The following is a 23421-nucleotide window of genomic DNA, read 5'->3' on the forward strand; positions in this document are numbered from 1 at the left end:
GCGATCAGCTCTTCGGACTGCGCAGCCGCCACAACAGATCGGGCCCCAGGCCGCGGGGGGCGCTGGTCTGCCAGCTGGGCACCTGCTCCATGCCAGTGAACCCCAGATCCCCCAGGGGGGTGCGGGCCGGGGTGCCGCCCATCACTTTGGGGGCGATCAGTGCCGCCAGCTCCTGCACGCACTGCTGATGCAGGGCGGCGCTGGCCAGCTCGGCGCCGCATTCCCACAGCACCTGGTTGCAGCCGCGCCGCGCCAGGTGCTCCAGCAGGGCCTGGGGCTCGCACTGCTCCAGCACCAGCCGTTCGATGCCGAGCCGGTCGAGCTGGAAGCGTCTGCGGGCCGGGGCGCCGTAGCCGTGGGCCACCAGGGTGGGGGCTGCGCTGGTGTTCCAGAGCCTGGCCTGCCTGGGCAGATCGAGGCTGCGGCTGATCACCACCCGCAGCGGCTCCGGCCGGCGCCGCCCGCGGGAGGTGAGCAGGGGATCGTCGGCCCGCACGGTGCCGCCGCCTACGATCACGGCGTCACAGCGGGCCCGCAGGCCATGCACCCAGCCGCGGGCCTCAGGTCCTGTGATCCATTGGCTGGCCCCATTGGCCAGGGCGGTGCGGCCGTCCACCCCCATGGCCCACTTGAGAATGCCGAGGGGGCGGCCGTGGCTGAGCCGGTGCAGAAAGGCCCGGTTCAGCTCCCGCGCCTCGGCTTCACAGACGCCCTCAATCACCTCCAGCCCCGCCTGGCGCAGCTGCTGCAGGCCGCCGCCGGCCACCTGGGGATTGGGGTCGGCCATCGCCACCACCACCCGGGCCAGGCCCGCCGCCAGCAGCGCCTCAGTGCAGGGCGGCGTGCGGCCGTGGTGGCAGCAGGGCTCCAGGCTCACCACGGCGGTGCCGCCCCGGGCTCTTTCGCCCGCCTGGGCCAGGGCGCCCACCTCGGCATGGGGCCCGCCGGCCCTGGCATGGAAGCCCTCCCCCACCAGCTGGCCCTGTGCATCCAGCACCACGCAGCCCACCATCGGATTGGGGCTGGTGCGGCCGGCGCCCAGGGCTGCCAGCTGCAGGGCCCGCTGCATCCAGGGGCGCCAGGCCCGCTGCCGGGCCGTCATCCCAGGGGGGCGCTGGACAGGCTGCGCCATTCCGCCACCACGAAGGGCGGCACCGGCAACTCCACGAACACGCCGGGCAGCTGCAGCCGCAGGGGCCGATCCTGCTGCAGGTCGGCCAGCAGCGGCGCCAGATCGAACTCGGCGGCGGCATCGCGGCCATCGGCCGCCAGCTGGGGGTTGTCCAGGGTGAGGTCGCCGAGCTCCCAGCTGTTGCGGCCGCTGCGCACCAGCAAGGCCGTGGGGTGATTCAGGCGCACCCTGCCGGGGTAGCCCACCACACGCAGCCGCAGCGGACCGCCGGGGCGGCCCTGGCGGTAGGCCACCAGCTGCCAGCTCTGGTAGTCGAGGTCGCGCAGGCTCTCGAGGCTGCGCACCACGGGCACGCCGTTCTCATCCGGGTGGGCGTGCACCTGGGCCAGGGCCGGCGCCCCGCCAGCCAGGCCCAGCAGCAGGGCGAGCACGAGGCTGACGACGCCGCTCATGCCAGCGCCTCCCGCTCGGCACCGGGGATCGGCTGCCAGTTGGTGTGGGTGGCCCACAGGGCCCAGATCGCCATCGCCCGCAGGTAGTGGCAGGCCCGGAAGGTGTTCACGGCGGTGATCGCCTCCGGCGTGCGGAACTGGAGGCCGCCGCTGTACACCTGCTCCACCACGGCGCCGGTGATCGCCAGCGCTGTGGCCTGCTCGCCCATCAGCCGGTAGTAGGCAGCCAGACCGAAGTTGATGCCGGTCCACACCTCCAGGGGGTGGGTGCCGTTGGGATCGAGCGGGGTGCCATCGCGGCGCAGGCCGTTGGCCACGCCCAGCCTGCCGCCGGCGAAGCCCTCGAAGCAGGCCTCCTTCACCGCCTGCAGGGCACTGCGGGCCCGCTCGTCGGCCACCACCGGAGGCAGACCCAGCAGGCGGGCGTAGAAGTCGCCGCAGAGCTGGTCGGCCATCACCACCGGCGTGCCGCTCTCGGCATCGATGTTGTAGTACTCGCCATTCCAGAGCAGCCGATCGAAATTGGCGCGCGACTGCTCCAGCCAGCTGCTGAACTGCCGCTGCTGGCTGGAGGTGTCGAGCCCCAGCTCCAGCTGCAGCCGCTGCCCCATGGCCAGGGCCGCCTCCAGGGCGGCGATCCAGAGGGCGCCGCAGTAGGCGCTCACCCCTTTGAGCGGCCAGTCGTCAAAGGTCTGGTCAGGCGCGCCGCCGTTGTCGGGCAGGCCGTCGTCGTTGGCATCGAAGCTCTTGAGGTATTGCAGGGCCTGTACCGCCGCCGGCCAGCAGTCGGCCAGGAAGCGCAGGTCTTCGCCGCCGGGGGCGAGGCGGAAGGTGCGCCACACCTGCAGCACGAAGTCGCTGGCCAGGTCTTTCCAGAGGTTGCAGTCCTGGTAGGCGGTGTAGTTGGTGGCGTCCCAGGGGCGCTCGTTGGGGGCGCCGAGGTCGTGGGGGGTGGCGCCGGCCAGCTTGCGGGGGGCCTCCACCCGGCCCTTGCCCTGAGTGAAATACCAGCCGATCGGCCGGGCCGTGGCATCGGCCGCCGGGATGGCCCGGGCGAAGCTGCGCAGCACGCTCTTGTCGAGCTCCGGCCACAGCTGCAGCAGGGCGAAGGAGCCGTAGAGCCGCACATCGAGGCTCTCGTACCAGGCGTAGTCGAGGCACTCCAGCACCCCGAAGCGGCCCACCGGGTCCTCGGGGCTGGCGGCGCTCCAGAGGCTGCCGCCGGAGGCCAGGTCGTAGAGCTCGTTGAACAGGGCCATGCGCAGCGGCTCCGGCAGGTCGGTGCGCTCCAGCACCGGCCGCTGCCAGGCCTCGATCTGCTCCAGCCAGCCACCCCAGTCGCGCAGGGCCTCGGCGGCGATGGCCGCGGCGTTGGCGCCGCTGGCCCCGAAGTGGTCGGTGTAGCGCCGCAGGGCCGAGCTGCCGGTGGCGAAGGCCGTCACGGGCAGGTCCCAGCTGATCACCACCGGGATCTCGATCGTTTCGCCCGGTTCGAGCCGCAGCTGCACGGCCAGGGCGGCGCTGGCGGGGTCGTTCGCCCCGCTGCGGCGGTCGTTGTTGCTGTCGGGAATCGAGCCATCGCGCTCAAAGGGCTCCCACAGCTCAGCGCCGTCACCGGCAGGGTTCCAGCGGCTGCAGCGCTGGATGCGCAGCCCTGGGTGACGCTGCTCCAGGCCGGCATCGGTGGCGATGCACCACTGGCCCTGCCCCTCGGCGATCGGGTCGGCGACCTGGCCCTCCAGCAGCACGCCCTTGAGCGCTCCGTCGTCGACCCAGCGGTTGCGCTGACCCTCGCTGCGGCCGATGGCGGGCAGGTAGTTGTGCTCAGGGCTGCCGTCGTCGCGGAACTTGACGGCTGCTGTGGGGTCGGTGTTGGTGAACCAGCCGGTGGTGTTGCGCCAGCTCAGCAGCAACGAGAGATCGAGGGGGCGGCGGCTGGGGTTGCTGAGGCTCCAGCGGAACACCGCCACCGGGTAGCTGCTGCGCTGGTAGTCGCCCGGCAGGATCGGACTGAAGGCCTCGCAGCCCACCTGGGCGGCGAACACCCCCGTGTAGCTCGTCCAGCTGAGCGGATAGCGGGCGGCGTAGGTGCCGGTGCTGCGCTCGCTGGAGCTGGCCGGATACCAGCTCCAGGCCGTCAGGGGTGCTCCGGCCTCCGGGCGGGAGGCATCGGCCCCGGGGGCCACGGCAAGGGCGTGGGCGCGGCTGCTGTCGCCATCGCTCTCATAGAGGGCGAACTGGCAGTCGGGCAGGCAGCCGAACCAGTGCTCACCGCCATCGAGGTTCCAGAGGTTGAAGCTGCCATCGGGGGCGCGGCCGAGACAGCCGGCGCCGAAGCCCCCGAGGGGCATGCCGTGGTTGGGGCCGTCATCGAGGTTGCTGGCGTAGCGCACCGTGTAGGGCTGCTCCCAGCCCAGGCCGAAGGGCCGCGACCAGCTGGCCGGCGGTGGGTTGCCCGGTGCCCCGGCCCCCCGGCCCTGCAGCAGGGTCTTGAGGGTGGAGAGTCCGAGGCGCGCCATGGAGCGGAGGGAAGTGGGGCCAGCTTGTCAGAGATGGCCGGTGTCTTCCTGGTCGATCAGGGCATCGAGGGTGACGGCGGAGCGCACCAGGGCCTGGTAGCGCTGCACGACGCGCCGATTGCGCTCGATCCAGTTGCCGGGATCACCGCTGGGCAGGGCTGTGCTGTCGCCACTGAGCAGTTCCAGGTCCTGCTGCTGGGCCAGCAGGGTGAGCACCAGCTCGTGGATGCGCTGGCGGCGGTCGCTCATGCCGGGGCGGTGAAGGCTCAGTTGGCCATGATGGCGCCCCACGCCAATGGGGATCCTGAATCCGAGAGTCCTGGCTTCTTCTTTACCCCGGGGGCCATGCCGGAGGCTGACAACTGCTGGATCCAGCGGTTCGCCAATGACCGCCGCGCTCTGGCGCGGCTTAGGGAAGCCGTGGAGCTGTTGGGTTCCTGCGACACCACCCGAGAAGCCTTTGCCCAGGGATTGATCCGCGATGGCGATCTCTGGATGGTGACCTCTGGATGGTGATGATTCGCCACCGCGACTTCAGCGCCCACGCCCACGATGAGGCCCCCGTGCAGGAGCTGGAAGCCTGGCTGGAAGAGCGCTCTGTTCAGCCATGACCGTCCAGACCACAGTGGCCAGCCACGGTCTGTCCGCCGGGAGCGCGGGCAGCGCGGGCATGGTCGCAAAGAGCCCTAGTTGCTTCAGCATCATGGCTCCAATGGCCATGGACACCCTGGGCAGCGAGCTGGTAGCAACTGATGGCCGCGAGCCGGCCGCGACGCAGCGCGGCGTGCTGGAGGTGATCGGCACCGACGCCGCCGGTGTGGCCGGCTTGGCCCCCAGCAGCCTGGCGCTGCTGCGGAGGGCTCGGCTGGTGCTGGCCCCGGCGCGGCTGCTGGCCGACCTGGCCCCCTGGTGGCAGCAGGAGCAGGCGGCTGGCCGGATCCCAGCGGGAGCGGAAGGCCCTGAACTCCTGGCCAGCGACAGACCGGAGCTGATCCATGGGCCTCTGGAGCAGGCCCTGGCAGCCGGCCGGCCGGCCGTTCTGCTGGCCAGCGGCGATCCGCTCTGGTTCGGCATCGGCCGGCTGCTGCTGCAGCACTTCAGCCCCGACCAGCTTCGGTTTCAGCCCGCCCCCAGCTCCCTGCAGCTGGCCTTCGCCCGCCTCGGCCGTCCCTGGCAGGACGCCAGCTGGATCAGCCTCCACGGCCGGGACCCCCAACCCCTGGCGGCGGCGCTGCAGAAGCGGCCCGCCGCCCTGGCGGTGCTCACTGACCCCGGCCGGGGCGGTGCCGAGGAGGTGCGCCGGATGCTGCGTGCCTCCGGCCTGGAGGCGGCCTACGCCGTGTGGCTATGCGAGCGGCTGGGCCACCCCCAGGAGCGGGTGCAGCGGCTGGCTCCCACAGCTCCCCTACCGGCAGACCTGGATCCCCTGCACCTGGTGCTGCTGATCGCTGAACCACCGCCGCCCCCCGATCCGGCCACCCTGCCCCTGTTCGGCCTGCCGGATGGGATCTTCCTGCAACATGCCGATCGCCCCGGCCTGATGACCAAGCGGGAGGTGCGGATCCAGCTGCTGGCCGATCTGAATCTGCCGGCAGCGGGGCTGCTCTGGGACATCGGCGCCGGGGTGGGCTCCATCGGCCTGGAGGCCCTGCGGCTGCGGCCGCAGCTGCAGCTCTGGGCGGTGGAGGCCAGGGGTGGGTCCGCCGCCCTGATCCGGGCGAACGCCGAGCGCCTGGGGGTGCAGCCCCAGACCGTGCTGGAGGGTCGGGCGCCGGCGGTGTTCAGCCAGCTGCCCGATCCGGATCGGGTACTCCTCGGCGGCGGTGGCAGCGACCGTGCGGCGATCCTGCAGGCGCTGCTGCCGCGTCTGCGGCCAGGCGGTGTGGTGGTGATCCCCCTGGCCACCCTGGAAGCCCTGGCTGAGCTGCGCCCCCTGCTGGAGCGGGCCGGCCTGGCCGTGACGGTGGCTCAGCACCAGAGCTGGCGAGGGGCGCCGCTGGCGGCGGGTACTCGCCTGGCGCCGTTGAATCCGGTGCTGGTGCTCAGGGGTGAGCGGCCCTGAAGGGCTCGATCCGCACCGCTGTGCCCACCCGGATGCCTAAGGCCGCCGCCTGACCTCCCGCCAGTTCCAGCACCCCGTCCACGGGCACGCCCGGGCCGTAGCTGGGGCAGGGCAAGCGCGGGCAGGGGCTGGTGGCCGCTTCCAGGGCCACCACCTTGCCGCCGGCCACGAACAGCATGTCGAGCGGCTCGGGGGTGCGGTGCATCCAGAACCGGGCCGGCGTGGGCTGCGGGAAGGGAAACCACATGCCGCGCAGAGGGGGCAATGGCGGCCGCAATTGCAGGCCGAGGGCCTGTTCCTGGGGTTCTTCGGCCACCTCCAGCAGGATGCAGCGCTCGCTCTCCAGGCACCAGCGGGCTTCCAGGGGCAGGGTCTGGGGTGGTTCCGCCGGCTGGGCCAGGGTTCGCTGGCTGGAGGCCAGATCTGCCGCCGCGAGCCCGATCAGGGCCAGCAGCCCGGCACCGCCCACAAGCCGCGACACACCCCTCCGCCGCGCCAGCCCCATCAGACCCCTCCCGCAGGCGGCTGCCGCTCGCTGAGGCAATAGCCCTGGCCGCGCACGGTGTGGATCAACCGCCTGGCACCGCCCTCCTCCAGCTTCTGGCGCAGGTAGCGCACATACACCTCGATCACGTTGCTGCTGGTGGCCTGGTTGTCGTCCCACACCTGGCGCAGGATCTGATCGCGGCTCACCACAGTGCCTCGCCGCTCCAGCAGCAGCACCAGCAGGGCGTATTCCCGCGCCGTGAGGGCCACATGGCGCCGACCGCGCCGCACGTCGCGCGTGCTGGGGTTGAGGGTCAGGTCGGCCACCTGCAGCAGCTGGGTGGGCACCACCAGGCTCTGGCGCAGGCTGAGCTGCAGCCGCAGGCGCATCAGTAGATCGCTCGGGCCGAGGCTGGACAGCCAGAAGTCGTCGGCGCCGGCACTGAGGCAGTGGGCGCGGGCCTCCACCGTGTCCTCGCCGATGTTGAGCAGCAGGGGGGTGGCGCCGAACCGTTGCCGCAACGCCGGGATCCTCTCCGCCTGGGAGGCCGTGAGCACCACCACATCGGGCCCGGCGCTGCCGGAGCTCTGCGGCTGCCAGAGGGCGTAGCCCGAGGCCTGCAGCCGCGGTCCCAGCGCTTGCGCCTCCGCCCCCAGCAGCCAGACGCTGGCCGGAGTCATGGCCGACCTTCGCGGCTGGCCATCGGCTCGTCGCCGGAGAGGGGCTCGAGCTCGTTGCCGGGCTTGGCCACGTGGGGAAGCCCCCAGCCCAGCTTGTTGCGCAGCACCTGGAAGAACTCGTGGTCATTGAGGCGCACGAAGCGGGCTGCATGCTCGCTGCGGCGGATCAGCACCCGGTCTTCCGGCCAGATGTAACAGCCGGCGCTGCCGTCGACCACCATCATCAGCCGCTCGGGGGTGGCCGGGAAGATCGTCACCGGTTCCCGGTCGCTGAACACCAGCGCCCGCGAGGCCAGCGAGTGAGGGGCGATCGGCGTGAGTTGCAGCACCGGGCAGTCGGGCGTGATCACCGGGCCGCCGGCCGAGAGGGCGTAGGCCGTGGAGCCTGTGGGGGTGGAGAGGATCACGCCGTCGGCGGCGATGTCCACCGGGGCGTGGCGGCCGATGGCGATCTCGAAGTGGCACATCGAGGTGAGCGGCTCGCGGTGCAGGGCCATCTCGTTGAGGCAGAGCACCTCCCAGCGCCGCTGCTCGCTGCGCAGCACGCTCACCACCTGAAGGGTGCGCTCCTCCACCGTCCAGCTGCCGGCGATCACCTGTTCGAGCACCTCGTCCAGCTGGTGCAGATAGGCCTCGGCCAGGAAGCCCAGGTGGCCTGTGTTGATCGTGAGGATGGGCACACCGATCGGTGCGGTCTGGCGGGAGGCCGAGAGCACCGTGCCGTCGCCGCCCAGCACGATCGCCAGCTCCAGTTCCTCGCTGAAACTGGCCGGCACGCACGCCGTGTAGCCCTTGGCGCGCATCTGCTGGTCGGGATTGGCGAAGCCCACCATGCCGCCGGAGCTGCTCACCCGCAGCACCTCGCGACCGCTGGCCGTCAGACGCGCTTCGATGGCATCCGCCGTCTTCACGGCCAGGTGTTTGCCGTCATTGACGATCAGTCCGACTCGGGGCACCGATCGGTGGGCAGGGGGCTGCCTGAGTTTATGGGCGCTGAGCCTGACGGCCGGCGCGGAGCCGCTGGTGATCAGAACTGCTCCAGGAAACGCAGATCACTGGTGTAGAGCCGGCGGATGTCGTCAATCCCGTGGCGCACCATGCAGAAGCGCTCCACGCCGAGGCCGGCCGCAAAGCCACTCCAGCGCTCCGGATCAAGGCCCATGCCCGTGAGCACGGCCGGATCCACCATGCCGCAGCCCATCACCTCCAGCCAGCGGCCCCGCCACTGCACATCCACCTCGGCGCTCGGCTCGGTGAACGGGAAGTAGCTGGCCCGGAAGCGCACCGGCAGGTCGCCGAAAAAGCGCTGCAGGAAGGCCGTCACCGTGCCGCGCAGGTGGCTGAAGTCGAGCCCCTCGTCGATGGCTAGCACCTCCACCTGGTGGAACACCGGTGAGTGGGTGGCATCCACCGCATCGCGGCGGTAGACGCGGCCCGGGGCGATCACCCGCACCGGCGGCGGGTTGTTCTCCAGATGGCGGATCTGCACCGGCGAGGTGTGGGTGCGCAGCAGGCGGCTGTCCTGGAGGTAGAAGGTGTCCTGCATGTCCCGGGCGGGGTGATGCTCGGGGATGTTGAGGGCGGTGAAGTTGTAGTAGTCGCTCTCGATCTCGGGGCCCTCCGACACCCGGTAGCCGAGGCCGGAGAAGACGTCCACGATTTCCTCGATCGTGCTGATCAGCGGGTGGCGGTGGCCGGGCGGCACGTAGCTGCATGGGGCCGTGACATCGAGGCTTTCCCTGGCGATGCGCTCGGCCATGGCCGCGGCCTTGACGGCCCCCAGCCGCTGGGCCAGCAGGCCCTGAAGCTGTTCCTTGAGCACGTTGGCCCGCTGGCCCACCAGGGGACGTTCGGCCCCGGGCAGGCGGCCCATGGCCCCGAGCACGGCGGAGAGCTTGCCTTTCTTGCCCAGCAGGCCCACCCGCAGATCCTCCAGGTCACTGGCGCTGGTGGCGGCGCCGATGGCGGCGGCGGCCTCCGCCTCCAGGGCTTCCAGCTGGCCGTTGAGCTGCTCCAGGCTGACTGCGGCAGGGCCTGAGCCAGCGCCGGAGGCCGAGCCGGCGCTGGAGCTGGAGGTGGCGGAGGAGGCGGCGCTCACGGCGTTCGCAGGCTCGATGGGCAAGGTGGAGACTGTACGGAGCAGCCCCGACGTGCGCCGATGACCCCCCTGAGGATCCTGATCAGCAACGACGACGGGATCTTTGCGGATGGCATCCGCACCCTGGCCAACGCGGCTGTGGCCCGCGGCCATGAGGTCACGGTGGTGTGCCCCGACCAGGAGCGCTCCGCCACCGGCCATGGCCTCACCCTCCAGACCCCCATCCGGGCCGAACGGGCCGATGAGCTGTTCGACGACGGCGTGACCGCCTGGGCCTGCAGCGGCACCCCCAGCGACTGCGTCAAGCTGGGCCTGTTCTCCCTGCTGGAGAGTTGGCCGGATCTGGTGCTCTCCGGCATCAACCACGGCCCCAACCTCGGCACCGATGTGCTCTATTCCGGCACGGTGAGTGCGGCCATGGAAGGCACGATCGAGGGCCTGCCCTCGCTGGCGGTGAGCAGTGCCGATTTCCAGTGGCGCCAGTTCGTGCCCGCCGCCGCCATCGCCCTCGACGTGGCCGAGACGATGCTGGCCGAAGGCTGGCCCGCCAGCATGCTGCTCAATCTGAATGTGCCTCCGCTGCCGGCGGAGAGCCTGGGACCCCTCCGCTGGTGCCGCACAGCGGTGCGTCGCTACACCGACCAGTTCGACCGCCGCGTCGACCCCCGCGGCCGCACCTACTACTGGCTGGCGGGGGAGGTGGCCAACGACCTGGAGGCGAAGGTGGCGGGACCCGCCGACTGGCCCGTGGATGTGGCCCACGTTCACGGCGGCGGGGTGTCCCTGTCGCCCCTGCAGCCGGAGCTGTTCTGGCGCGGCGCCACGCTGGACCTGCCCCAGCTGGATCTTCCCCGGGATGACCAGCTTCAGGTGGGCCTGTAAATCCGCTGCAGCAGCCAGAGGCTGATCCCCAGGCCGATCAGGTGAGCGAACAGCACCTGGGTGTTGCCCAGCACCGAGAACATTTCGATCGAGGTGATCGGCAGGCCGATCAGACGGCCGCCTCGTCCGGCCTGACCCTGCAACTGCGCCCCGAAGAAGCCCGGCACCTGCTGGGAGGCCTGCACGAACAGGCTGCCGGCCATGGCCTGGTAGCCCACGGCAGCCAGTGTCAGGCCGGACAGATCGATCAGCAGGCCGCGTTTCACCAGCCGGCCGGTCTCGCCGCGGCTGGGCCGCACCGGGCTGGCCAGGGCCCGGCCGCAGCGCACCACCAGCCAGCTCTGCCACAGGCAGCCGAGCAGCAGCAGAAACGAGAGCGTGGTGAGGGAGATTCCCGGGCCCAGCCCCAGGGCGCGGGAGGAGTCGGCGGCAAGCCGTCCGCCGATGTTGTTGAACACCAGCACCCCCACCACCACCACGGCGAGCACCAGTTGGGTCCAGAACCGTACCCAGCCCACACGCCGCAGAGCGGCGGACATCTGCTGCAGATCGAGGCGGTCAGCCATGGGTGCACTGAAATTCCCCCCCAAAGGTGCCATGGGAGGATCTGGGCGGCCTGCCCCGGCGTTGGGATCTGTCGCGTTGATACCGCTGCGAACCCCCCAGGAGGCCCAGCGCCCCACCGCCATTGCCCTTGGCAGTTTCGATGGTCTGCATCGGGGCCATCGGCGCGTGATCGCGGCCGTGGCTGGCGAGGGCCGCTCCGACGCCGCCGTGCCGGCCCTGGTGCCCACGGTGGTGAGTTTCTGGCCCCATCCCCGCGAGGTGCTGCATGGCGACACGCGCCTGCGGCTCGATCTGCCCTCGGAGAAGCTCGAGCTGCTCGGTCCCCTGGGCATCCACCAGCTGGTGCTGGTGCCCTTTGATCGCCGCCTCGCCGCCCTCGACCCGGAGGCCTTCGTGGACCAGGTGCTGGTGGGGCAGCTGGATGCCCGCCGCATCGCCGTGGGCAGCAACTTCCGCTTCGGGGTGGGCCGCCAGGGCGACACCGACACCCTGATGGCCCTGGGGTCGGCCCGGGGTCTCACGGTGACGGTGCTGCCGATGCTCAGTGACGGCGGCGATCGGCTCAGCAGCAGCCGGATCCGCCGGGCCCTCGCCGCCGGCGATCTCGCTGAGGCGGAGCGGTTGCTGCAGCGGCCCTACCGCTTCAGCGGCCAGGTGGTGGCTGGCAAGGGGCTGGGGCGGGGTCTGGGCTGGCCCACCGCCAATCTGCGGGTGGACGGGCGCAAGTTCCTGCCCAAGGAGGGCGTCTATGCCGCCCGGGTTCAGCTCAATGGCCAGCTGGAGGGCCAGCCCACGGCAGACGGCCGCTGGCTGCCCGCCGTGATGAACCTCGGACCCCAGCCCACCGTGGACCCCCAGGCCAGCTCAGCCGTGGAGGTGCACCTGCTCGATCAGGACCTGCAGCTGGGCGGGCTCGAGCTGCGGGTGGAGCCCGTGGCCCTGCTGCGCAGCCAGGAGCGCTTCGCCGACCTGGCCGCGCTCTGTGCTCAGATCGCCAGCGATGCCGCGGCCGCCCGCAGCCTGTTAGCCGCCGGGGTAGGCGTGGGTCAGGCCCCAGCCCATGAAGGCGGCGATGCCGCCCAGCAGCAGAATCCCTGACACGAGCACCAGCATCGGGCTGTCCGAACCGCCTTGATCCATCGGGGCCTCGGGTTGGGCCTGTCGACCCGATCAGAGCCTCCAACCTAGACAGGCCTGACCGGCCCAACTTCAGCCGGTTGTGCTGATTTCACCACGCCGCCGCCCCATGGCCCTTCCCGATCCCCACCCAGGCCCCAGCAGTGCCCAGGAGCAGCCCCAGGACGCCTGCGCAGCCCAGGAGTCTGCCGATGACCTGGCGGTGCGGCGCCTGATCGACGCCAATCTCGATCGGGCCCGCGAAGGCCTGCGGGTGCTGGAGGACTGGGCCCGCTTCGCTCTGGAGCGCGCCGACCTGGTGAGCCGCACCAAGGACATGCGCCAGACGCTGGGGCGGCTGCACCGCGACGCCTACAAGCTGGCCCGCCACACCGCCAGCGACTCTGGCGCCGGCCTCGGCCACCCCGCCCAGGCGGAGCGCCGCCAGCCCGCCCAGGTGGTGGCCGCCAATGCCGCCCGGGTGCAGGAGGCCCTGCGGGTGCTGGAGGAGTTCGGCCGCAGCAGTGATCCCCCCCTGGCCGCGGCGGCCGCGGCCATCCGCTACGGCCTCTACGACCTGGAGGTGGCCCTGCTGCAGGGCAGTCGCGATGGGGCCAGCCGCCGCCAGCTCCTGGCCCGCTGCCACCTCTATCTGGTGACCAGCCCCATGCCCGAGCTGGAGGCCGTGGTGGCCGCCGCCCTCGACGGCGGCGTGCGGCTGGTGCAGTACCGGGCCAAGCCCGGCAGCCCAGGCCCCGATGGTGCCCCGCTCAGCGACGGGCAGCGGTTGGAGCAGGCCCGCGCCCTGCGGCGCCTCTGCTCCGACCATGGCGCCCTGTTCCTGGTGAACGACCGCATTGATCTGGCCCTGGCGGTGGATGCCGATGGGGTGCACCTGGGCCAGGACGACCTGCCGCCCGCCGTGGCACGGCGACTGCTGGGGGAGGGGCGGCTGATCGGCCGCAGCACCCATGCCCTGCCCCAGCTCCAGCAGGCCCTGCGGGATGGCTGCGACTACGTGGGCGTGGGGCCGGTGCTGGCCACCCCCACCAAGCCGGGCCGGGCCCCGGTGGGGATCCAGTACGTGCGCCAGGCCGCGGCGGCCTGCCCGATTCCCTTCTTCGCCATCGGTGGCCTGGGCCTGGAGACGATCCCCCAGCTGCAGCGGGTGGGCGCCGAGCGGATCGCTGTGGTGCGGGCGATCACGGAGGCCGCCGACCCCGCCGCCGCCAGCCGTGCCCTGCTCACTGGCCTGGGTCGGCCCAGTTGAGCCAGGGGCGTGGGGAGTCCCCTAGCTTCAGAGCCCTGAGGCCCATGGGGGCCAGGCGATCACCATGCCCCTAGAGGATCCCGGCGCCGCCATCACGATTCAGCTGAACGGCGAAGCCCGCCAGTGCCCCGCGGACCAGAGCCTCGAGCAGCTGCTGCCCCAGCTGGGCTACCGCCCCCAGCTCGTGGTGGTGGAATTCAACGGCACGATCCTGCCGCGTCAGCACTGGGCTCAGCAGCAGGTGGTGGAATCCGATGTGCTGGAGGTGGTCACCATCGTGGGAGGTGGTTCCTAGATTTTTCCCACTCGCACCGGCCCTGTTGCCGCTTTCCAACTCCTCCAAGCCCACCCAGGCCCTCTCTGGCCAGCCACGCTGGCGCCGCAGCTGGTGGCGTCGCACGGTGAGCCTTCTGGCCCTGCCCGCCCTGGTGATCACGCTGTTGCTCTGGGCGCCTGAACCCTCAATGGCGGCCCGGGGCGGCCGCATCGGCGGCGGCAGCTTCCGCGCCGCCCCCTCCCTGCCCCGCGGCGGCGGTGGTGGCGGCTTCGGTGGCGGCATGCGCGGCGGTGGTGGCATGCGGGGTGGCGGCATCGGCTTCCCCTTCCTGATTCCGATCTTCGGTTTCGGCGGTGGCGGCCTGTTCGGCTTCCTGATCCTGATGGCCGTGGTGGGCCTGATCGCCAATGCCCTGCGCGGTGTCGGCGGCGGCAGCCCCTCCCTGCCGGGCGGTTCCGGCTACGCCCCCCGGGTGGATGGCCCGGTCACCATCAGTCAGCTGCAGGTGGGCCTGCTGGCCTCGGCCCGCGATCTCCAGAACGACCTGCGCGCCCTGGCTGGCCGCGCCGACACCGGATCCACCAGTGGGCTGCAGACCGTGCTGCAGGAAACCACCCTCTCCCTGCTGCGCCATCCAGATCTCTGGGTCTATGCCAACGCGGAAGTGGGCCAGGTGCCCTTTGCCAGCGCCGAGTCCACCTTCAACCGCCTCTCCATGGCCGAGCGCAGCAAGCTCGATGCCGAGCTCACCTCCAACGTGGCGGGCCGCCGCTCTGCTGGCGCCGCTTCCGCCGCTGGTGACAGCGATGTCGGCAGCGATTTCATCGCCGTGACCCTGCTGGTGGCCTCGCGCCAACGCCTCACCATCAAGGGAGCCTCCACGGCTGAAGAACTGCGTCAGTCACTGCAGGTGCTCGGCGGGGTGGCCAGTTCCGATCTGCTGGCGATTGAAGTGATCTGGCAGCCCGATGGCACTGGAGACGTGTTCAGCACCGAGGAGCTGCTCACGGCCTATCCCCAGCTCCAGCACCTCTGAGGATGCGCAGGGCGGCCATCGCCGCCCCGTAGCCGTTGTCCACATTCACCACCGTGAGCCCCGGTGCACAGCTGGCCAACATGCCGTGCAGGGCCGCCATGCCGCCCGCGCTGACGCCGTAGCCCACCGCCACGGGAACGCCGATCACGGGCTGTGGCAACAGGCCGGCCAGCACGGTCGGCAGGGCGCCCTCCATACCGGCGCAGGCGATCAGCACGTCCATCGATCGCAGCAGCGGCAGCTGATCCAGCAGGCGGTGCAGCCCCGCCACGCCCACATCCAGCACCAGCTCGGCCCCCACCCCATGGCACTGCAGGGCCAGGAGCGCTTCGCTGGCCACGCCCAGATCACTGCTGCCGGCCCCGAGCACAGCCACCCGGGCGGTAGCGGCGCCGGCAAAGGCCTCGCCCGGCTCCGGGGATGCGCCTGGCTCCGGGGATGCCGGCGTCGCGAAGGTGAGGCAGCGGGCCTCGGAGTGATAGCGCAGGGCCGGCGTCTCCAGCAGGGCGGCCACGGCTTCGCCCTTCTGCGGCGACACCCTGGTCACCAGCAGCACCTCGCCGGCATCCCAGAGCTTGGTGGCAATGGCGGCGATCTGCTCGGCGCTCTTGTGCTCCCCCCACACCGCTTCCACCATGCCGAGACGCTGGCGACGCTGCAGGTCGAGGCGGTGGTCCAGGGCGGGCGTGGGTTCGTTCATGGCCGGGGTGCTGTCAGGGCTTGATCCACACCATCTCCATCAGATCCAGCAGTCGTCGGCCTCGCTGAGGGCGCATGAGAGGGCCTCAGCCATCGGCTGGGACGTCGCTCTGGAGACCGGGCTGTCGTTCCAGCTGGGGCTGCGGCTGAAGCTCAGCGGCATAGAGCAGCGGAAAGGGATTGGCAGCCTCGCTGCCGGTGTCGCTGCTGGTGAGCTCACGGGCCAGCCGCTCAAAGCGCTCCTGCACCTCGCCCACTTCAGCCATCGGGATCGCCTTCCACTGCTCCAGGCTGGCCCAGCGGATCAGCAGGGTGCCCTCCTGCCGCTCAGGATCCCAGAACAGCTGCCGCCCCAGGAAGCCCTCCTGCTGCTTCAGCCAGGGCCCCCAGCTGGCCGCTTCGGCCTCCAGCCAGGCCTCGCGGTACTGGGCCTTCACCCCCAGCCGCAGCAGTTCCACAACGCCGGTCTCTGCTGTGGTGGTGGGGGAGGAGGTGCTCATGGGGGCCCGGGCCGCAGCAGGTGAACTGATCCCGCCGAGCAGTGCGGCCAGCAGCAGCACCAGCAGCAGCCGTCGCAATGGCCTCGGCGGGCCGGTGAGCCTAGGCAGGTCGTCCCGCGGCACTGGCTTGCGGGGTGCGGTCACGGTCGTTGCAGCAGGGCCACGGCGTGGCAGGAGATGCCCTCCTCGCGGCCCTCGGCCCCGAGCCGCTCATTGGTGGTGGCCTTGACGCCCACCTGGTCGTCATCGAGGCCGAGTCGAGCGGCGATGGCGGCGCGCATGGCCGCGATGTGGGGCTTGAGTTTCGGGCGTTCCGCCACCACCACACTGTCGAGATTCACGATCCTCCAGCCGCGTTCCCTCACCAGGGCCATCACCTGCTCCAGCAGCACCAGGCTGTCGGCCCCCTTCCAGCGGGCGTCCTCCGGCGGGAAATGCTGGCCGATGTCGCCAAGGGAGAGGGCCCCGAGCAGGGCATCCATGATGGCGTGCACGAGCACATCGGCGTCACTGTGGCCGTCGAGACCCAGGCCCTCGGGATGGGCGAGTCTCTGGCCCCCCAGGATCAGGGGCCGACCCGGCACCAGGCGATGGATGTCGTAGCCATTGCCGATCCGCAGGGCCGGGGGGGCTGTCATGGCGTTCACAAGGGGGGCAGGCCGTAGCTCCGAGTCTGCTCCGCACCGTGGAGTCGCTTCGCTGGGCTGGCCGCGCTCAGGTCGCGACGGTTGGCCTGCCGCCTGGTTTGGACTCAGTGCCCTGACCCACCAGGCAGCTCGCCTGGAGCTGCGTCCGGCAGCACCTGCAGCCGGTTGCCGTCGCGGCCCATCACGGTCACCGCGCTGCCTGGTTGCAGTGTCCGGCTGGTCTCGAGGTTGGTGGCGGCCCAGCTCTGGCCCTGCCAGCGCACCCGCCCCTCCGCCGTGCCCTCAAAGCCGCTGATCACTGCGGCCCGCTGGCTGTGGCCGCTGGCGGGGATCGAGCGCTCACGGCTGCGCCGCTCCCAGCCCCGCAGCGCCAGCAGCCCCAGGCCGCTGAGCACGGCAAAGGTCACCACCTGCAGCAGCGGCGGCCAGGGCAGCAGGGCACTCAGCGCCGACACCACCAGCGCCGCGACCGCAGCCTCCAGCAGACCATCGAACTCAGCCCCGAGCCCTTCGAGGCCGAGCAGGGCCAGGCCCACCAGCAGCCAGATCACCGATGCCAGTGCCATGGGTCAGGGAATGGGGCGGATCCATGCTGGCCTGGTGCCAGGGCAGACGGTGGCCCGGGACACCCAGGCGGGCAGGCAGACCTAGCCTGATCAGGGCCAGGTCTAGCCCCGGCGTCGCGCCTGCCCCCCCGCTCTCCCCTCAGCCCCCTACCCGCCATGGAAGCCCTGTTCAGCCTGCCGGCCCTGGTGGTGATGGCCTTTCTGGGCATCAACAGCGTCAAGGTCACCAGCGGCGGCCAGTCGCGGCTGGTGGAGCGTCTCGGCAAGTACGACCGCCAGCTGCAGCCGGGCCTCTCCTTCGTGCTGCCCGTGGTGGAGAAGGTGGTGAGCCACGAGTCGCTCAAGGAGCGGGTGCTCGACATCCCGCCCCAGCAGTGCATCACCCGCGACAACGTGTCGATCGAGGTGGATGCGGTGGTGTACTGGCAGCTGCTGGAGCACTCCCGCGCCTATTACGGCGTCGACAACCTGCAGGCCGCCATGGTGAACCTGGTGCTCACCCAGATCCGGGCGGAGATGGGCAAGCTCGACCTCGATCAGACCTTCACCACCCGCCAGGAGGTGAATGAGGCCCTGCTGCGCGAGCTGGATCTGGCCACCGACCCCTGGGGCGTGAAGGTGACCCGGGTGGAACTGCGCGACATCCATCCCTCCGCCGGGGTGCAGCAGGCGATGGAGCAGCAGATGACGGCCGAGCGCGAGAAGCGGGCCGCGATCCTGCGCTCCGAGGGGGTGCGCGACAGTGAACTCAACGCCGCCCGGGGCCGGGCCCAGGCGCTGCTGCTGCAGGCCGAGGCGGAGGCCAAGCAGCAGAGCCTGCAGGCCGAGGCCCGCGCCGCTGCCGCCACCTGCCTGGCCAGGGCGATCGCCGCCGACCCCGCCGCCGCCGAGGCCCTGCGGCTGCTCCTGGCCCGCGACTGGATGGAGATGGGCGAACAGCTCGCCCATGCCAAGGGGGGCACTGTGCTGATGGTGGATCCCCAGAGCCCGGCCTCGCTGCTCACAGCCCTCAGGGGCCTGCAGGAGAAGGGCTGAGCTCAGCCGCCGCCGGAGTCGCCGCTGGCCTGCTGCCAGCGGCTGTAGAGGTCTGGCCGGCGCTCGCGCGTGCGCTGCTGTTGCTGCTGCTGGCGCCAGCGGGCGATGGCGCCGTGGTCGCCGCTGCGCAGCACCTCCGGCACGGTCATGTCCCGGAAGCTGGCCGGGCGGGTGTAGTGGGGATGCTCCAGCAGCAGGGCACTGTGGCTCTCGTCGTCGAGGCAGGCTGCCGTGCCCACCGTTCCCGGCAACAGGCGCACCACGCCGTTGATCACCACCGCCGCCGGCAGTTCGCCGCCGGTGAGCACGAAGTCGCCGAGCGACACCTCCTCGTGGGCGAGGCTGCGGATGCGCTCATCGAAGCCCTCGTAGTGGCCGCAGAGCAGCACCAGCTGGTCGTGCTCCGCGGCCCAGCGGCGCAGGTCGCCCTGACCCAGCGGCACCCCCTGGGGGCTCATCAGCAGCACCCGACGCCGCGGCAGCACCGGGATCGCCTCCACGGCGGCGAACACCGGCTCGGGCTTGAGCACCATGCCGGCGCCACCGCCGTAGGGCACGTCGTCCACCTTGCGGTAGCGATCACTGGCGTGGTCGCGGGGGTTGTGCACGTGCAGCTCAGCGATGCCGGCGGCAAAGGCGCGGCCGATCACGCCCAGACTGAGCAGCGGCGTGAAGGCCTCCGGTGCGAGGCTGACCACATCGAGGCGCATGGCCGTCAGCCGCCGCTGGCCGGCTGGCTCACCCGGCGGATCTCGGTGCTGAAGCTGGCCTGGCCTGGGGTGCCGTCGCTCTGGCGCTCCACCGTGCTGCGCAGGCGCAGGTTGGGCTTGGTGAACCAGATCCGCTCGCGCACCTCGCGATCGCCCTGGCTGAGCCACAACTCCAGGCTGCCATCGGGCCACAGCTGCCAGTGGCCCTGCAGGCCGCCGGAAGGGCCCGCTGCACTGGAGCCCTCTCCAGAGGCGCTGCTGCTGAAGAGGCCGTCGGCGCTGAACAGCAACTCCCTGGGTGGTGTATTCCTGGGCCCCACCCGCAGGCCACCGGGGCCGTCGTCGGTGGGCTCCAGGAAGGTCACCAGCAGTTCGCCGCGCTCGCTGCTGTGCCATTCATCGCCGTTGGCTCCCTCCTCCTCGACCACCTCGCCGAGGGCAAACTGGCTGCGCAGGCCCATCCACTCACCGGCGCAGAAGCGCAGGAAGGCTCCGATCTCCTGAGGCGGAAAAGCTGGGGTGTCGCTCATGGCCCCATCCTCTCAGTCGCCTGCCCCTGCGTGGCCCTCAGTCGCCCCGGTAGCCCAGCTCCGCCAGGCGGGCGGCGTTGCGTCGCCAGCCCGGCACCACCTTCACGAACAGCTCCAGGTACACGGGGCCGGAGAACACCTTCTCCATCTGCAGCCGGGCCCCCTGGCCGATGGTCTTGAGCATGCGGCCCCCCTTGCCGATCAGGATGCCCTTCTGGCTGGAGCGCTCCACCAGCACCGTGGCCAGCACGGCGGTGCGGGGACCGTCGTCCACCACCCGATCGATGCTCACCGCGACCGAATGGGGCACCTCCTCGCGGGTGTGGGTGAGCACCTGCTCGCGAATCAGCTCGGCCATCAGCAGCTGCTCGGGCTGGTCGCTGACCGCATCGGCCGGGTAGAGCTGGGGCCCGGGGGGCAGGTCCTGGCTGAGGGCATCCACCAGCTCCGTGGTGCCCTCGCCGCTGAGGGCGCTCACCGGGTGCAGGGGCCAGCCAAGCGCCTGGCTGCCTCCGGGGCTGGCGAAATCCCCCCGACCGGCCAGCAGGTCGCGGTAGCTGCCCGCCAGGGCCGCGGCCTGCTCGGGCGGCACCAGATCGTGCTTGTTCAGGGCCAGGTGCACCGGGGCGCGGCAATGGCGCAGCAGTTCCACGATGAAGCCATCGCCGCGGCCGGCCGGCTGGCTGCCATCAACCAGCAGCAGCACCACATCCACCTCGCCGATGGCACTGCGGGCCGTCTTCACCAGGCGCTCGCCCAGCAGGTGGTGGGGCTTGTGGATGCCGGGGGTGTCGAGCAGCACCAGCTGGGCCGCCGCGGTGGTGAGGATCGCCCGCAGCCGGTTGCGGGTGGTCTGGGCCACCGGCGAGGTGATCGCCACCTTTTCCCCAACCAGTTGGTTGAGCAGGGTGGACTTTCCCACGTTGGGCCGCCCCACCAGGGCCACGAAACCGGAGCGAAACGGGCCCTCCGCGGGGGAGGGCTGCAGCATCCGGGCCGATTCGGCTGGATCTGGAATCGGCAGCAGCACGCCTTCGGTCGCCTGTGCTTCAGCAGTCGCGTTCAGCGTCGCGTCAGTTGTGGCATGGCTGGACTCGCTGGTGGACACGGTGGCTGGCAGGGCCTTCCCAGTCTGGGCATGGCCAGCGGCAGCGGCGCCCGGATTCCATAACCTCAGAGATCGCTGGACCCCTCCCATCGCGATCGCCATGACCACCACACCCCTTGAACCGACTTTCCAGCAGGCCATGGAGATCACGGCGCAGTGGCTGGCGCTCTGGGAGAACGGCGAGCTCAGTGATGAGGTGCTCGCCGATCGACTCGGGGAGCTGGTGGCGAGCCGGGATGGGGCCCGCGGTTTCTTCGTGGTGAGCCTGGTGGGCGACTGTCCGCTGATGGACCGGCTTCCCGAGCCGCTGGTGCTGCAGCTGAGGACTGCGGGGGTGGGAGTGGTGGATCTCACCGCCCGCAATCTGGCCATGAGCACCGCCATGGCCCTGCACCACGGCCGCGCCGACGATGCTGAACAGCAGCAGGCCTCGCTGCGGGTGGCCAGCCGCTGCACCGAGCTGCTGCGCCTGCTGGAGCCCCTCGGTGTCAAGGAGCGGCTGGAAACGCTGCTGGCGGCCGCCGCCGCTGCTGAGGGTGAGGATGTGGCCTTTCTCGATCGCTGGGGTTACGACGCCGAGCAACGCCAGGCCATCGCCGCAGCCGTGGAGGCCGTGGCGGAGGGGTGAGCGGCGGAGGGCAAGGCCAGTGTCCGGTGTTGCCCTCTGCAGTTCCCAGAAAAAAGCGCCCCTGGGGGGCGCAAGCGGCTTGAAAAGCCTGGGATGACATCAGTGGAGCGATGGCATCAGTGGAGCACGGAAGTGGAGCACTGATGTCACTCCCCAAGGGATGGTCAGTCGCGGCGGCCACCGCCCTGCAGGGCGATGATCAGCCGCAGCAGGAAGATGAAGAGGTTGATGTAGGTGAGGTACATCCCCAGGGCGCCGGCCAGGTACTGGTCGTCGTTGTAGGTGCGGGGCATCGTGTAGAAGTCCACGAAGGCTGCGCCGATGAACAGCACGGTGCCGAAGCCGGCGATCAGCAACTCAAAGCCGTTGCCCCCGAACATGCCTGGCACGAACAGGCTGCCGACGATCTGCACCACCATGGCGATCAGCAGGCCGATGATGCCCAGGCCCACCACGGCGCTGAGGGCCTGGCCGACGCTGTCGCTCATGCGGCGGCCCGCGAAGGAGGCCACCACGAAGGTGATGCCCGTGGCCAGGGTGGCCGTGCCGATGGCCCCCACACCGGCCACCGAGAGGGCATAGGCCACGATGCCGCTGAGGGTGAAGCCGGTGATCAGGCTGTAGGCCGCCAGCAGCGGCAGGGCCGTGGCGTTGTTGCCCTTGGTGGCCACGTTCTGGGCCACGAAGAAGAGGATGAAGTTGCCGATCAGGGCCACCCAGAAGAGCGGCATGAACAGGGCCTGATTGGCGGCCATCAGGGCCAGGCCGCCGATCACCCCACCGGCGGTGAGGACCATGCCACCGCCCACGTAGGGAAGGGCCTTGTTGACCACATTGGGGCCCACCAGGGCGCTCGATTGAGCCTCGCGGATGGCCTCCTGGAAATTGCTGCTGGCCGGCATGGCGCACCGGGAAATCGAACTGGGCTCATCCTGGCAGTGCCGGCGCCTCGGTGCCCGTCCCCGTTGGGCTCCGAGAGGTGTGGATCTCCCTATGACGACCGCCTGGGAGGGGCTGGGCTCTGGCGGCGGGCATCGCACTGGGCGTAGGCGGTGACCAGGCGCTGCACCAGCGGGTGGCGCACCACGTCGGCGGCCCCGAGCCGACAGACGGCGATGCCCTCGACCCCCTCCAGCACCTCCGCCGCCTCCTTGAGGCCGCTGGTGACCCCGGGCGGCAGATCCAGCTGGGTGGGATCGCCCGTGACCACCATGCGCGAGTTCTCGCCCAGCCGGGTGAGCACCATGCGCATCTGGGCGGCGGTGGTGTTCTGGGCCTCATCGAGGATCACGAAGGCATCGGCCAGGGTGCGGCCGCGCATGTAGGCCAGCGGCGCCACCTCGATCACCCCCTTCTCCAGCAGCGCGCTGGTGCGCTCGGTGCCCAGCAGGGCATGCAGGGCGTCATAGAGGGGGCGCAGGTAGGGATCCACCTTCTGCTGCAGATCGCCTGGCAGAAAGCCCAGCCGCTCGCCGGCCTCCACGGCCGGCCGGGTGAGGATCAGCCGCTGCACCTTGCGGTCGTTGAGCATGCGCACGGCCAGCACCGTGGCCAGAAAGGTCTTGCCGGTGCCGGCGGGGCCCAGGGCCAGGGTGAGGTCGTGGCGCTCCATCGCCTCCACGTAGGCCTTCTGGCGCAGGGTGCGGGGGCGCAACAGCTGGCCGCTCTGGCTTCTGGCCAGCACCTGCTCGCCCAGGGAGCGGTGCGCGGCCCCCTGGTTGGTGTCGAGGGCCTGCAGGGCCGTCTGCAGATCCACCGGGGTGATGGCCTGGCCCTGCTGCCAGAGCGGGCGCAGCATGTCCACCAGGGTCTGGGCACGCTCGATCTGGCGGGGCCGGCCGCCGATCCACAGCTCAAGGCCATGCAGCACCAGCGAGGCCCCGGTGAGAGCCTCCAGGCGCCGCAGGGTGGCCTCCGCCTCACCGGCAAGAGCCAGGGCGGCGGTGGCATCAGGCAGGGCCACGGAGGCGCCGCTGCGGCCTCCTGGCTCAGCCGCCGGGCTGGAGCTCAAGCCTCGGCAGCAGGCTCGGCGGCGGCTGCCGCAGCGGTCTCTGCCTCAGCTGCGGCAGCGGCCTTGGCCTCAGCGGCCTCGCGGGCCTCCTTCTTGGCGGCGGCCTCCCTCGCGGCGGCCTGCTTGGCCTGGCCCACCACGACGGAGGAGCGCACGGTCTTGGTGACCAGACCGCCCCGCTCGAGCAGGCTCAGCACGGTGGCGGTGGGCTGGGCACCCTGGGCCAGGCGGGCGCGGATCGCCTCGGTGTCGAGGCGGGTCTCCTTGGTGCGGGGGTTGTAGAAGCCGAGCTCCTCGAGCGGTCGACCATCCCGGCGGGAGGTGCTGTTCGTCGCCACGAGGCGGAAGCTCGCTTCCCGCTTCTTGCCGAACCGCTTCAGGCGGAGCTTGATCATCGGGGCCTTGCCGC

28 protein-coding genes are annotated in these 23421 nt (G+C 71.1%); 9 read left to right on the top strand and 19 right to left on the bottom strand.

Annotated elements, in window-relative coordinates; genetic code table 11:
* Positions 1–4: 4 nt before the first annotated feature.
* Genes ribD through CyaNS01_RS03805 form a run of 4 tightly spaced genes read right to left on the bottom strand, consistent with a single transcriptional unit; the run spans position 5 to position 4352 of the window.
* Entirely contained in the window at positions 5–1102 is a 1098-nt protein-coding gene (gene ribD / locus CyaNS01_RS03790) for a bifunctional diaminohydroxyphosphoribosylaminopyrimidine deaminase/5-amino-6-(5-phosphoribosylamino)uracil reductase RibD (protein WP_225875786.1), read from the bottom strand.
* Complete coding sequence (locus tag CyaNS01_RS03795; protein ID WP_186699001.1) at positions 1099–1584, bottom strand: DUF3122 domain-containing protein; 486 nt, start codon at positions 1582–1584, stop codon at positions 1099–1101. Before CyaNS01_RS03795 ends, ribD begins: the two co-directional genes overlap by 4 nt.
* Entirely contained in the window at positions 1581–4103 is a 2523-nt protein-coding gene (locus CyaNS01_RS03800; protein ID WP_186699002.1) for a GH116 family glycosyl hydrolase, read from the bottom strand. Before CyaNS01_RS03800 ends, CyaNS01_RS03795 begins: the two co-directional genes overlap by 4 nt.
* 27 nt (positions 4104–4130) lie before the next feature.
* The gene (locus tag CyaNS01_RS03805; protein ID WP_186699004.1) at positions 4131–4352 is read right to left on the bottom strand and encodes a hypothetical protein; all 222 of its coding nucleotides are present in this window, start codon (positions 4350–4352) and stop codon (positions 4131–4133) included.
* On the opposite strand from CyaNS01_RS03805, the gene CyaNS01_RS03810 reads away from it, so the two are divergent.
* Positions 4326–4619 carry a hypothetical protein gene (locus CyaNS01_RS03810; RefSeq protein WP_186699006.1) on the top strand — a complete coding sequence of 98 codons (294 nt, stop codon included), beginning with the start codon at positions 4326–4328 and terminating at the stop codon, positions 4617–4619. The two genes, CyaNS01_RS03805 and CyaNS01_RS03810, sit on opposite strands and share 27 nt — an antisense overlap.
* A 268-nt stretch (positions 4620–4887) precedes the next feature.
* Complete coding sequence (cbiE, locus tag CyaNS01_RS03815; protein WP_225875897.1) at positions 4888–6165, top strand: precorrin-6y C5,15-methyltransferase (decarboxylating) subunit CbiE; 1278 nt, start codon at positions 4888–4890, stop codon at positions 6163–6165.
* Here cbiE and CyaNS01_RS03820 read toward each other — a convergent pair.
* From CyaNS01_RS03820 to pheS, 4 genes are all read right to left on the bottom strand, one after another.
* On the bottom strand, positions 6146–6646 hold the full coding sequence (locus CyaNS01_RS03820) for a DUF192 domain-containing protein (protein ID WP_370561662.1): 501 nt from the start codon (positions 6644–6646) through the stop codon (positions 6146–6148). The two genes, cbiE and CyaNS01_RS03820, sit on opposite strands and share 20 nt — an antisense overlap.
* Positions 6647–6669: 23 nt before the next feature.
* Positions 6670–7332 (bottom strand): winged helix family transcriptional regulator, encoded by a 663-nt coding sequence (locus CyaNS01_RS03825; protein ID WP_186699010.1) that lies wholly within the window; start codon positions 7330–7332, stop codon positions 6670–6672.
* Positions 7329–8288 (bottom strand): NAD(+) kinase, encoded by a 960-nt coding sequence (locus tag CyaNS01_RS03830; RefSeq protein WP_186699012.1) that lies wholly within the window; start codon positions 8286–8288, stop codon positions 7329–7331. Before CyaNS01_RS03830 ends, CyaNS01_RS03825 begins: the two co-directional genes overlap by 4 nt.
* Positions 8289–8359: 71 nt before the next feature.
* Positions 8360–9349 (bottom strand): phenylalanine--tRNA ligase subunit alpha, encoded by a 990-nt coding sequence (pheS, locus tag CyaNS01_RS03835; protein WP_225875899.1) that lies wholly within the window; start codon positions 9347–9349, stop codon positions 8360–8362.
* A 141-nt stretch (positions 9350–9490) separates the two neighbouring features.
* On the opposite strand from pheS, the gene surE reads away from it, so the two are divergent.
* Entirely contained in the window at positions 9491–10312 is an 822-nt protein-coding gene (gene surE / locus CyaNS01_RS03840) for a 5'/3'-nucleotidase SurE (RefSeq protein WP_186699016.1), read from the top strand.
* Here the strand turns inward: surE and CyaNS01_RS03845 are convergent.
* Entirely contained in the window at positions 10297–10878 is a 582-nt protein-coding gene (locus CyaNS01_RS03845) for a DUF3611 family protein (RefSeq protein ID WP_186699018.1), read from the bottom strand. The two genes, surE and CyaNS01_RS03845, sit on opposite strands and share 16 nt — an antisense overlap.
* A gap of 76 nt (positions 10879–10954) precedes the next feature.
* Between CyaNS01_RS03845 and CyaNS01_RS03850 the strand changes: the two genes are divergently transcribed.
* The 4 genes from CyaNS01_RS03850 to CyaNS01_RS03865 all read left to right on the top strand — a co-directional run bounded on the left by CyaNS01_RS03850 (position 10955) and on the right by CyaNS01_RS03865 (position 14578).
* Entirely contained in the window at positions 10955–11977 is a 1023-nt protein-coding gene (locus tag CyaNS01_RS03850; protein ID WP_186699019.1) for a bifunctional riboflavin kinase/FAD synthetase, read from the top strand.
* Positions 11978–12125: 148 nt separating this feature from the next.
* Complete coding sequence (locus tag CyaNS01_RS03855; RefSeq protein WP_186699021.1) at positions 12126–13265, top strand: thiamine phosphate synthase; 1140 nt, start codon at positions 12126–12128, stop codon at positions 13263–13265.
* A 64-nt stretch (positions 13266–13329) separates the two neighbouring features.
* Positions 13330–13560, top strand: a complete 231-nt coding sequence (gene thiS / locus CyaNS01_RS03860) for a sulfur carrier protein ThiS (protein WP_186699023.1) — start codon at positions 13330–13332, stop codon at positions 13558–13560.
* 106 nt (positions 13561–13666) lie between these two features.
* Positions 13667–14578: a DUF1517 domain-containing protein gene (locus CyaNS01_RS03865; protein WP_225875900.1), complete on the top strand. Its 912-nt coding sequence runs from the start codon at positions 13667–13669 to the stop codon at positions 14576–14578.
* Here the strand turns inward: CyaNS01_RS03865 and larB are convergent.
* From larB to CyaNS01_RS03885, 4 genes are all read right to left on the bottom strand, one after another.
* Entirely contained in the window at positions 14547–15278 is a 732-nt protein-coding gene (gene larB, locus CyaNS01_RS03870) for a nickel pincer cofactor biosynthesis protein LarB (protein ID WP_186699027.1), read from the bottom strand. The genes CyaNS01_RS03865 and larB overlap by 32 nt on opposite strands.
* A gap of 85 nt (positions 15279–15363) precedes the next feature.
* On the bottom strand, positions 15364–15921 hold the full coding sequence (locus CyaNS01_RS03875) for a TIGR03792 family protein (protein ID WP_370561663.1): 558 nt from the start codon (positions 15919–15921) through the stop codon (positions 15364–15366).
* Positions 15918–16415 (bottom strand): 2-C-methyl-D-erythritol 2,4-cyclodiphosphate synthase, encoded by a 498-nt coding sequence (gene ispF, locus CyaNS01_RS03880; protein WP_186699029.1) that lies wholly within the window; start codon positions 16413–16415, stop codon positions 15918–15920. The genes CyaNS01_RS03875 and ispF overlap by 4 nt, the downstream gene beginning before the upstream one ends.
* A gap of 113 nt (positions 16416–16528) precedes the next feature.
* On the bottom strand, positions 16529–16990 hold the full coding sequence (locus CyaNS01_RS03885; RefSeq protein ID WP_186699031.1) for an NfeD family protein: 462 nt from the start codon (positions 16988–16990) through the stop codon (positions 16529–16531).
* 156 nt (positions 16991–17146) lie between these two features.
* On the opposite strand from CyaNS01_RS03885, the gene CyaNS01_RS03890 reads away from it, so the two are divergent.
* Complete coding sequence (locus CyaNS01_RS03890; protein WP_186699032.1) at positions 17147–18025, top strand: SPFH domain-containing protein; 879 nt, start codon at positions 17147–17149, stop codon at positions 18023–18025.
* A gap of 2 nt (positions 18026–18027) precedes the next feature.
* Here the strand turns inward: CyaNS01_RS03890 and trmD are convergent, their stop codons facing one another.
* Genes trmD through era form a run of 3 tightly spaced genes read right to left on the bottom strand, consistent with a single transcriptional unit; the run spans position 18028 to position 20289 of the window.
* Positions 18028–18735, bottom strand: a complete 708-nt coding sequence (gene trmD, locus CyaNS01_RS03895; RefSeq protein WP_186699034.1) for a tRNA (guanosine(37)-N1)-methyltransferase TrmD — start codon at positions 18733–18735, stop codon at positions 18028–18030.
* 5 nt (positions 18736–18740) lie between these two features.
* Positions 18741–19265 (bottom strand): phycobiliprotein lyase, encoded by a 525-nt coding sequence (locus CyaNS01_RS03900; RefSeq protein ID WP_186699036.1) that lies wholly within the window; start codon positions 19263–19265, stop codon positions 18741–18743.
* Between the two features lie 37 nt (positions 19266–19302).
* The gene (gene era, locus CyaNS01_RS03905) at positions 19303–20289 is read right to left on the bottom strand and encodes a GTPase Era (RefSeq protein ID WP_370561764.1); all 987 of its coding nucleotides are present in this window, start codon (positions 20287–20289) and stop codon (positions 19303–19305) included.
* A gap of 184 nt (positions 20290–20473) precedes the next feature.
* On the opposite strand from era, the gene CyaNS01_RS03910 reads away from it, so the two are divergent.
* Complete coding sequence (locus CyaNS01_RS03910; RefSeq protein ID WP_186699038.1) at positions 20474–21001, top strand: hypothetical protein; 528 nt, start codon at positions 20474–20476, stop codon at positions 20999–21001.
* A 164-nt stretch (positions 21002–21165) separates the two neighbouring features.
* Here the strand turns inward: CyaNS01_RS03910 and CyaNS01_RS03915 are convergent, their stop codons facing one another.
* The 3 genes from CyaNS01_RS03915 to rpsP form a co-directional block, all read right to left on the bottom strand.
* Complete coding sequence (locus CyaNS01_RS03915) at positions 21166–21903, bottom strand: Bax inhibitor-1 family protein (protein ID WP_186699039.1); 738 nt, start codon at positions 21901–21903, stop codon at positions 21166–21168.
* Between the two features lie 89 nt (positions 21904–21992).
* Positions 21993–23012, bottom strand: a complete 1020-nt coding sequence (locus CyaNS01_RS03920) for a PhoH family protein (RefSeq protein ID WP_186699041.1) — start codon at positions 23010–23012, stop codon at positions 21993–21995.
* Entirely contained in the window at positions 23009–23407 is a 399-nt protein-coding gene (gene rpsP, locus CyaNS01_RS03925; protein ID WP_186699043.1) for a 30S ribosomal protein S16, read from the bottom strand. The genes CyaNS01_RS03920 and rpsP overlap by 4 nt, the downstream gene beginning before the upstream one ends.
* Positions 23408–23421: the final 14 nt, after the last annotated feature.

Origin of the sequence: Cyanobium sp. NS01 (genome assembly GCF_014280235.1) — a bacterium.
Taxonomy (GTDB): domain Bacteria; phylum Cyanobacteriota; class Cyanobacteriia; order PCC-6307; family Cyanobiaceae; genus NIES-981.

Bases quoted from the DNA above. Each gene is read 5' to 3' on its own strand.
- larB (WP_186699027.1), bottom strand. From the start codon at position 15,278: ATGAACGAACCCACGCCCGCCCTGGACCACCGCCTCGACCTGCAGCGT.
- thiS (WP_186699023.1), top strand. From the start codon at position 13,330: ATGCCCCTAGAGGATCCCGGCGCCGCCATCACGATTCAGCTGAACGGC.
- CyaNS01_RS03910 (WP_186699038.1), top strand. From the start codon at position 20,474: ATGACCACCACACCCCTTGAACCGACTTTCCAGCAGGCCATGGAGATC.
- ribD (WP_225875786.1), bottom strand. From the start codon at position 1,102: ATGACGGCCCGGCAGCGGGCCTGGCGCCCCTGGATGCAGCGGGCCCTG.
- surE (WP_186699016.1), top strand. From the start codon at position 9,491: ATGACCCCCCTGAGGATCCTGATCAGCAACGACGACGGGATCTTTGCG.
- CyaNS01_RS03900 (WP_186699036.1), bottom strand. From the start codon at position 19,265: ATGAGCGACACCCCAGCTTTTCCGCCTCAGGAGATCGGAGCCTTCCTG.
- CyaNS01_RS03915 (WP_186699039.1), bottom strand. From the start codon at position 21,903: ATGCCGGCCAGCAGCAATTTCCAGGAGGCCATCCGCGAGGCTCAATCG.
- CyaNS01_RS03825 (WP_186699010.1), bottom strand. From the start codon at position 7,332: ATGACTCCGGCCAGCGTCTGGCTGCTGGGGGCGGAGGCGCAAGCGCTG.
- CyaNS01_RS03795 (WP_186699001.1), bottom strand. From the start codon at position 1,584: ATGAGCGGCGTCGTCAGCCTCGTGCTCGCCCTGCTGCTGGGCCTGGCT.
- CyaNS01_RS03845 (WP_186699018.1), bottom strand. From the start codon at position 10,878: ATGGCTGACCGCCTCGATCTGCAGCAGATGTCCGCCGCTCTGCGGCGT.
- trmD (WP_186699034.1), bottom strand. From the start codon at position 18,735: ATGCGCCTCGATGTGGTCAGCCTCGCACCGGAGGCCTTCACGCCGCTG.
- CyaNS01_RS03800 (WP_186699002.1), bottom strand. From the start codon at position 4,103: ATGGCGCGCCTCGGACTCTCCACCCTCAAGACCCTGCTGCAGGGCCGG.
- CyaNS01_RS03855 (WP_186699021.1), top strand. From the start codon at position 12,126: ATGGCCCTTCCCGATCCCCACCCAGGCCCCAGCAGTGCCCAGGAGCAG.
- CyaNS01_RS03885 (WP_186699031.1), bottom strand. From the start codon at position 16,990: ATGGCACTGGCATCGGTGATCTGGCTGCTGGTGGGCCTGGCCCTGCTC.
- CyaNS01_RS03805 (WP_186699004.1), bottom strand. From the start codon at position 4,352: ATGAGCGACCGCCGCCAGCGCATCCACGAGCTGGTGCTCACCCTGCTG.
- ispF (WP_186699029.1), bottom strand. From the start codon at position 16,415: ATGACAGCCCCCCCGGCCCTGCGGATCGGCAATGGCTACGACATCCAT.
- CyaNS01_RS03890 (WP_186699032.1), top strand. From the start codon at position 17,147: ATGGAAGCCCTGTTCAGCCTGCCGGCCCTGGTGGTGATGGCCTTTCTG.
- rpsP (WP_186699043.1), bottom strand. From the start codon at position 23,407: ATGATCAAGCTCCGCCTGAAGCGGTTCGGCAAGAAGCGGGAAGCGAGC.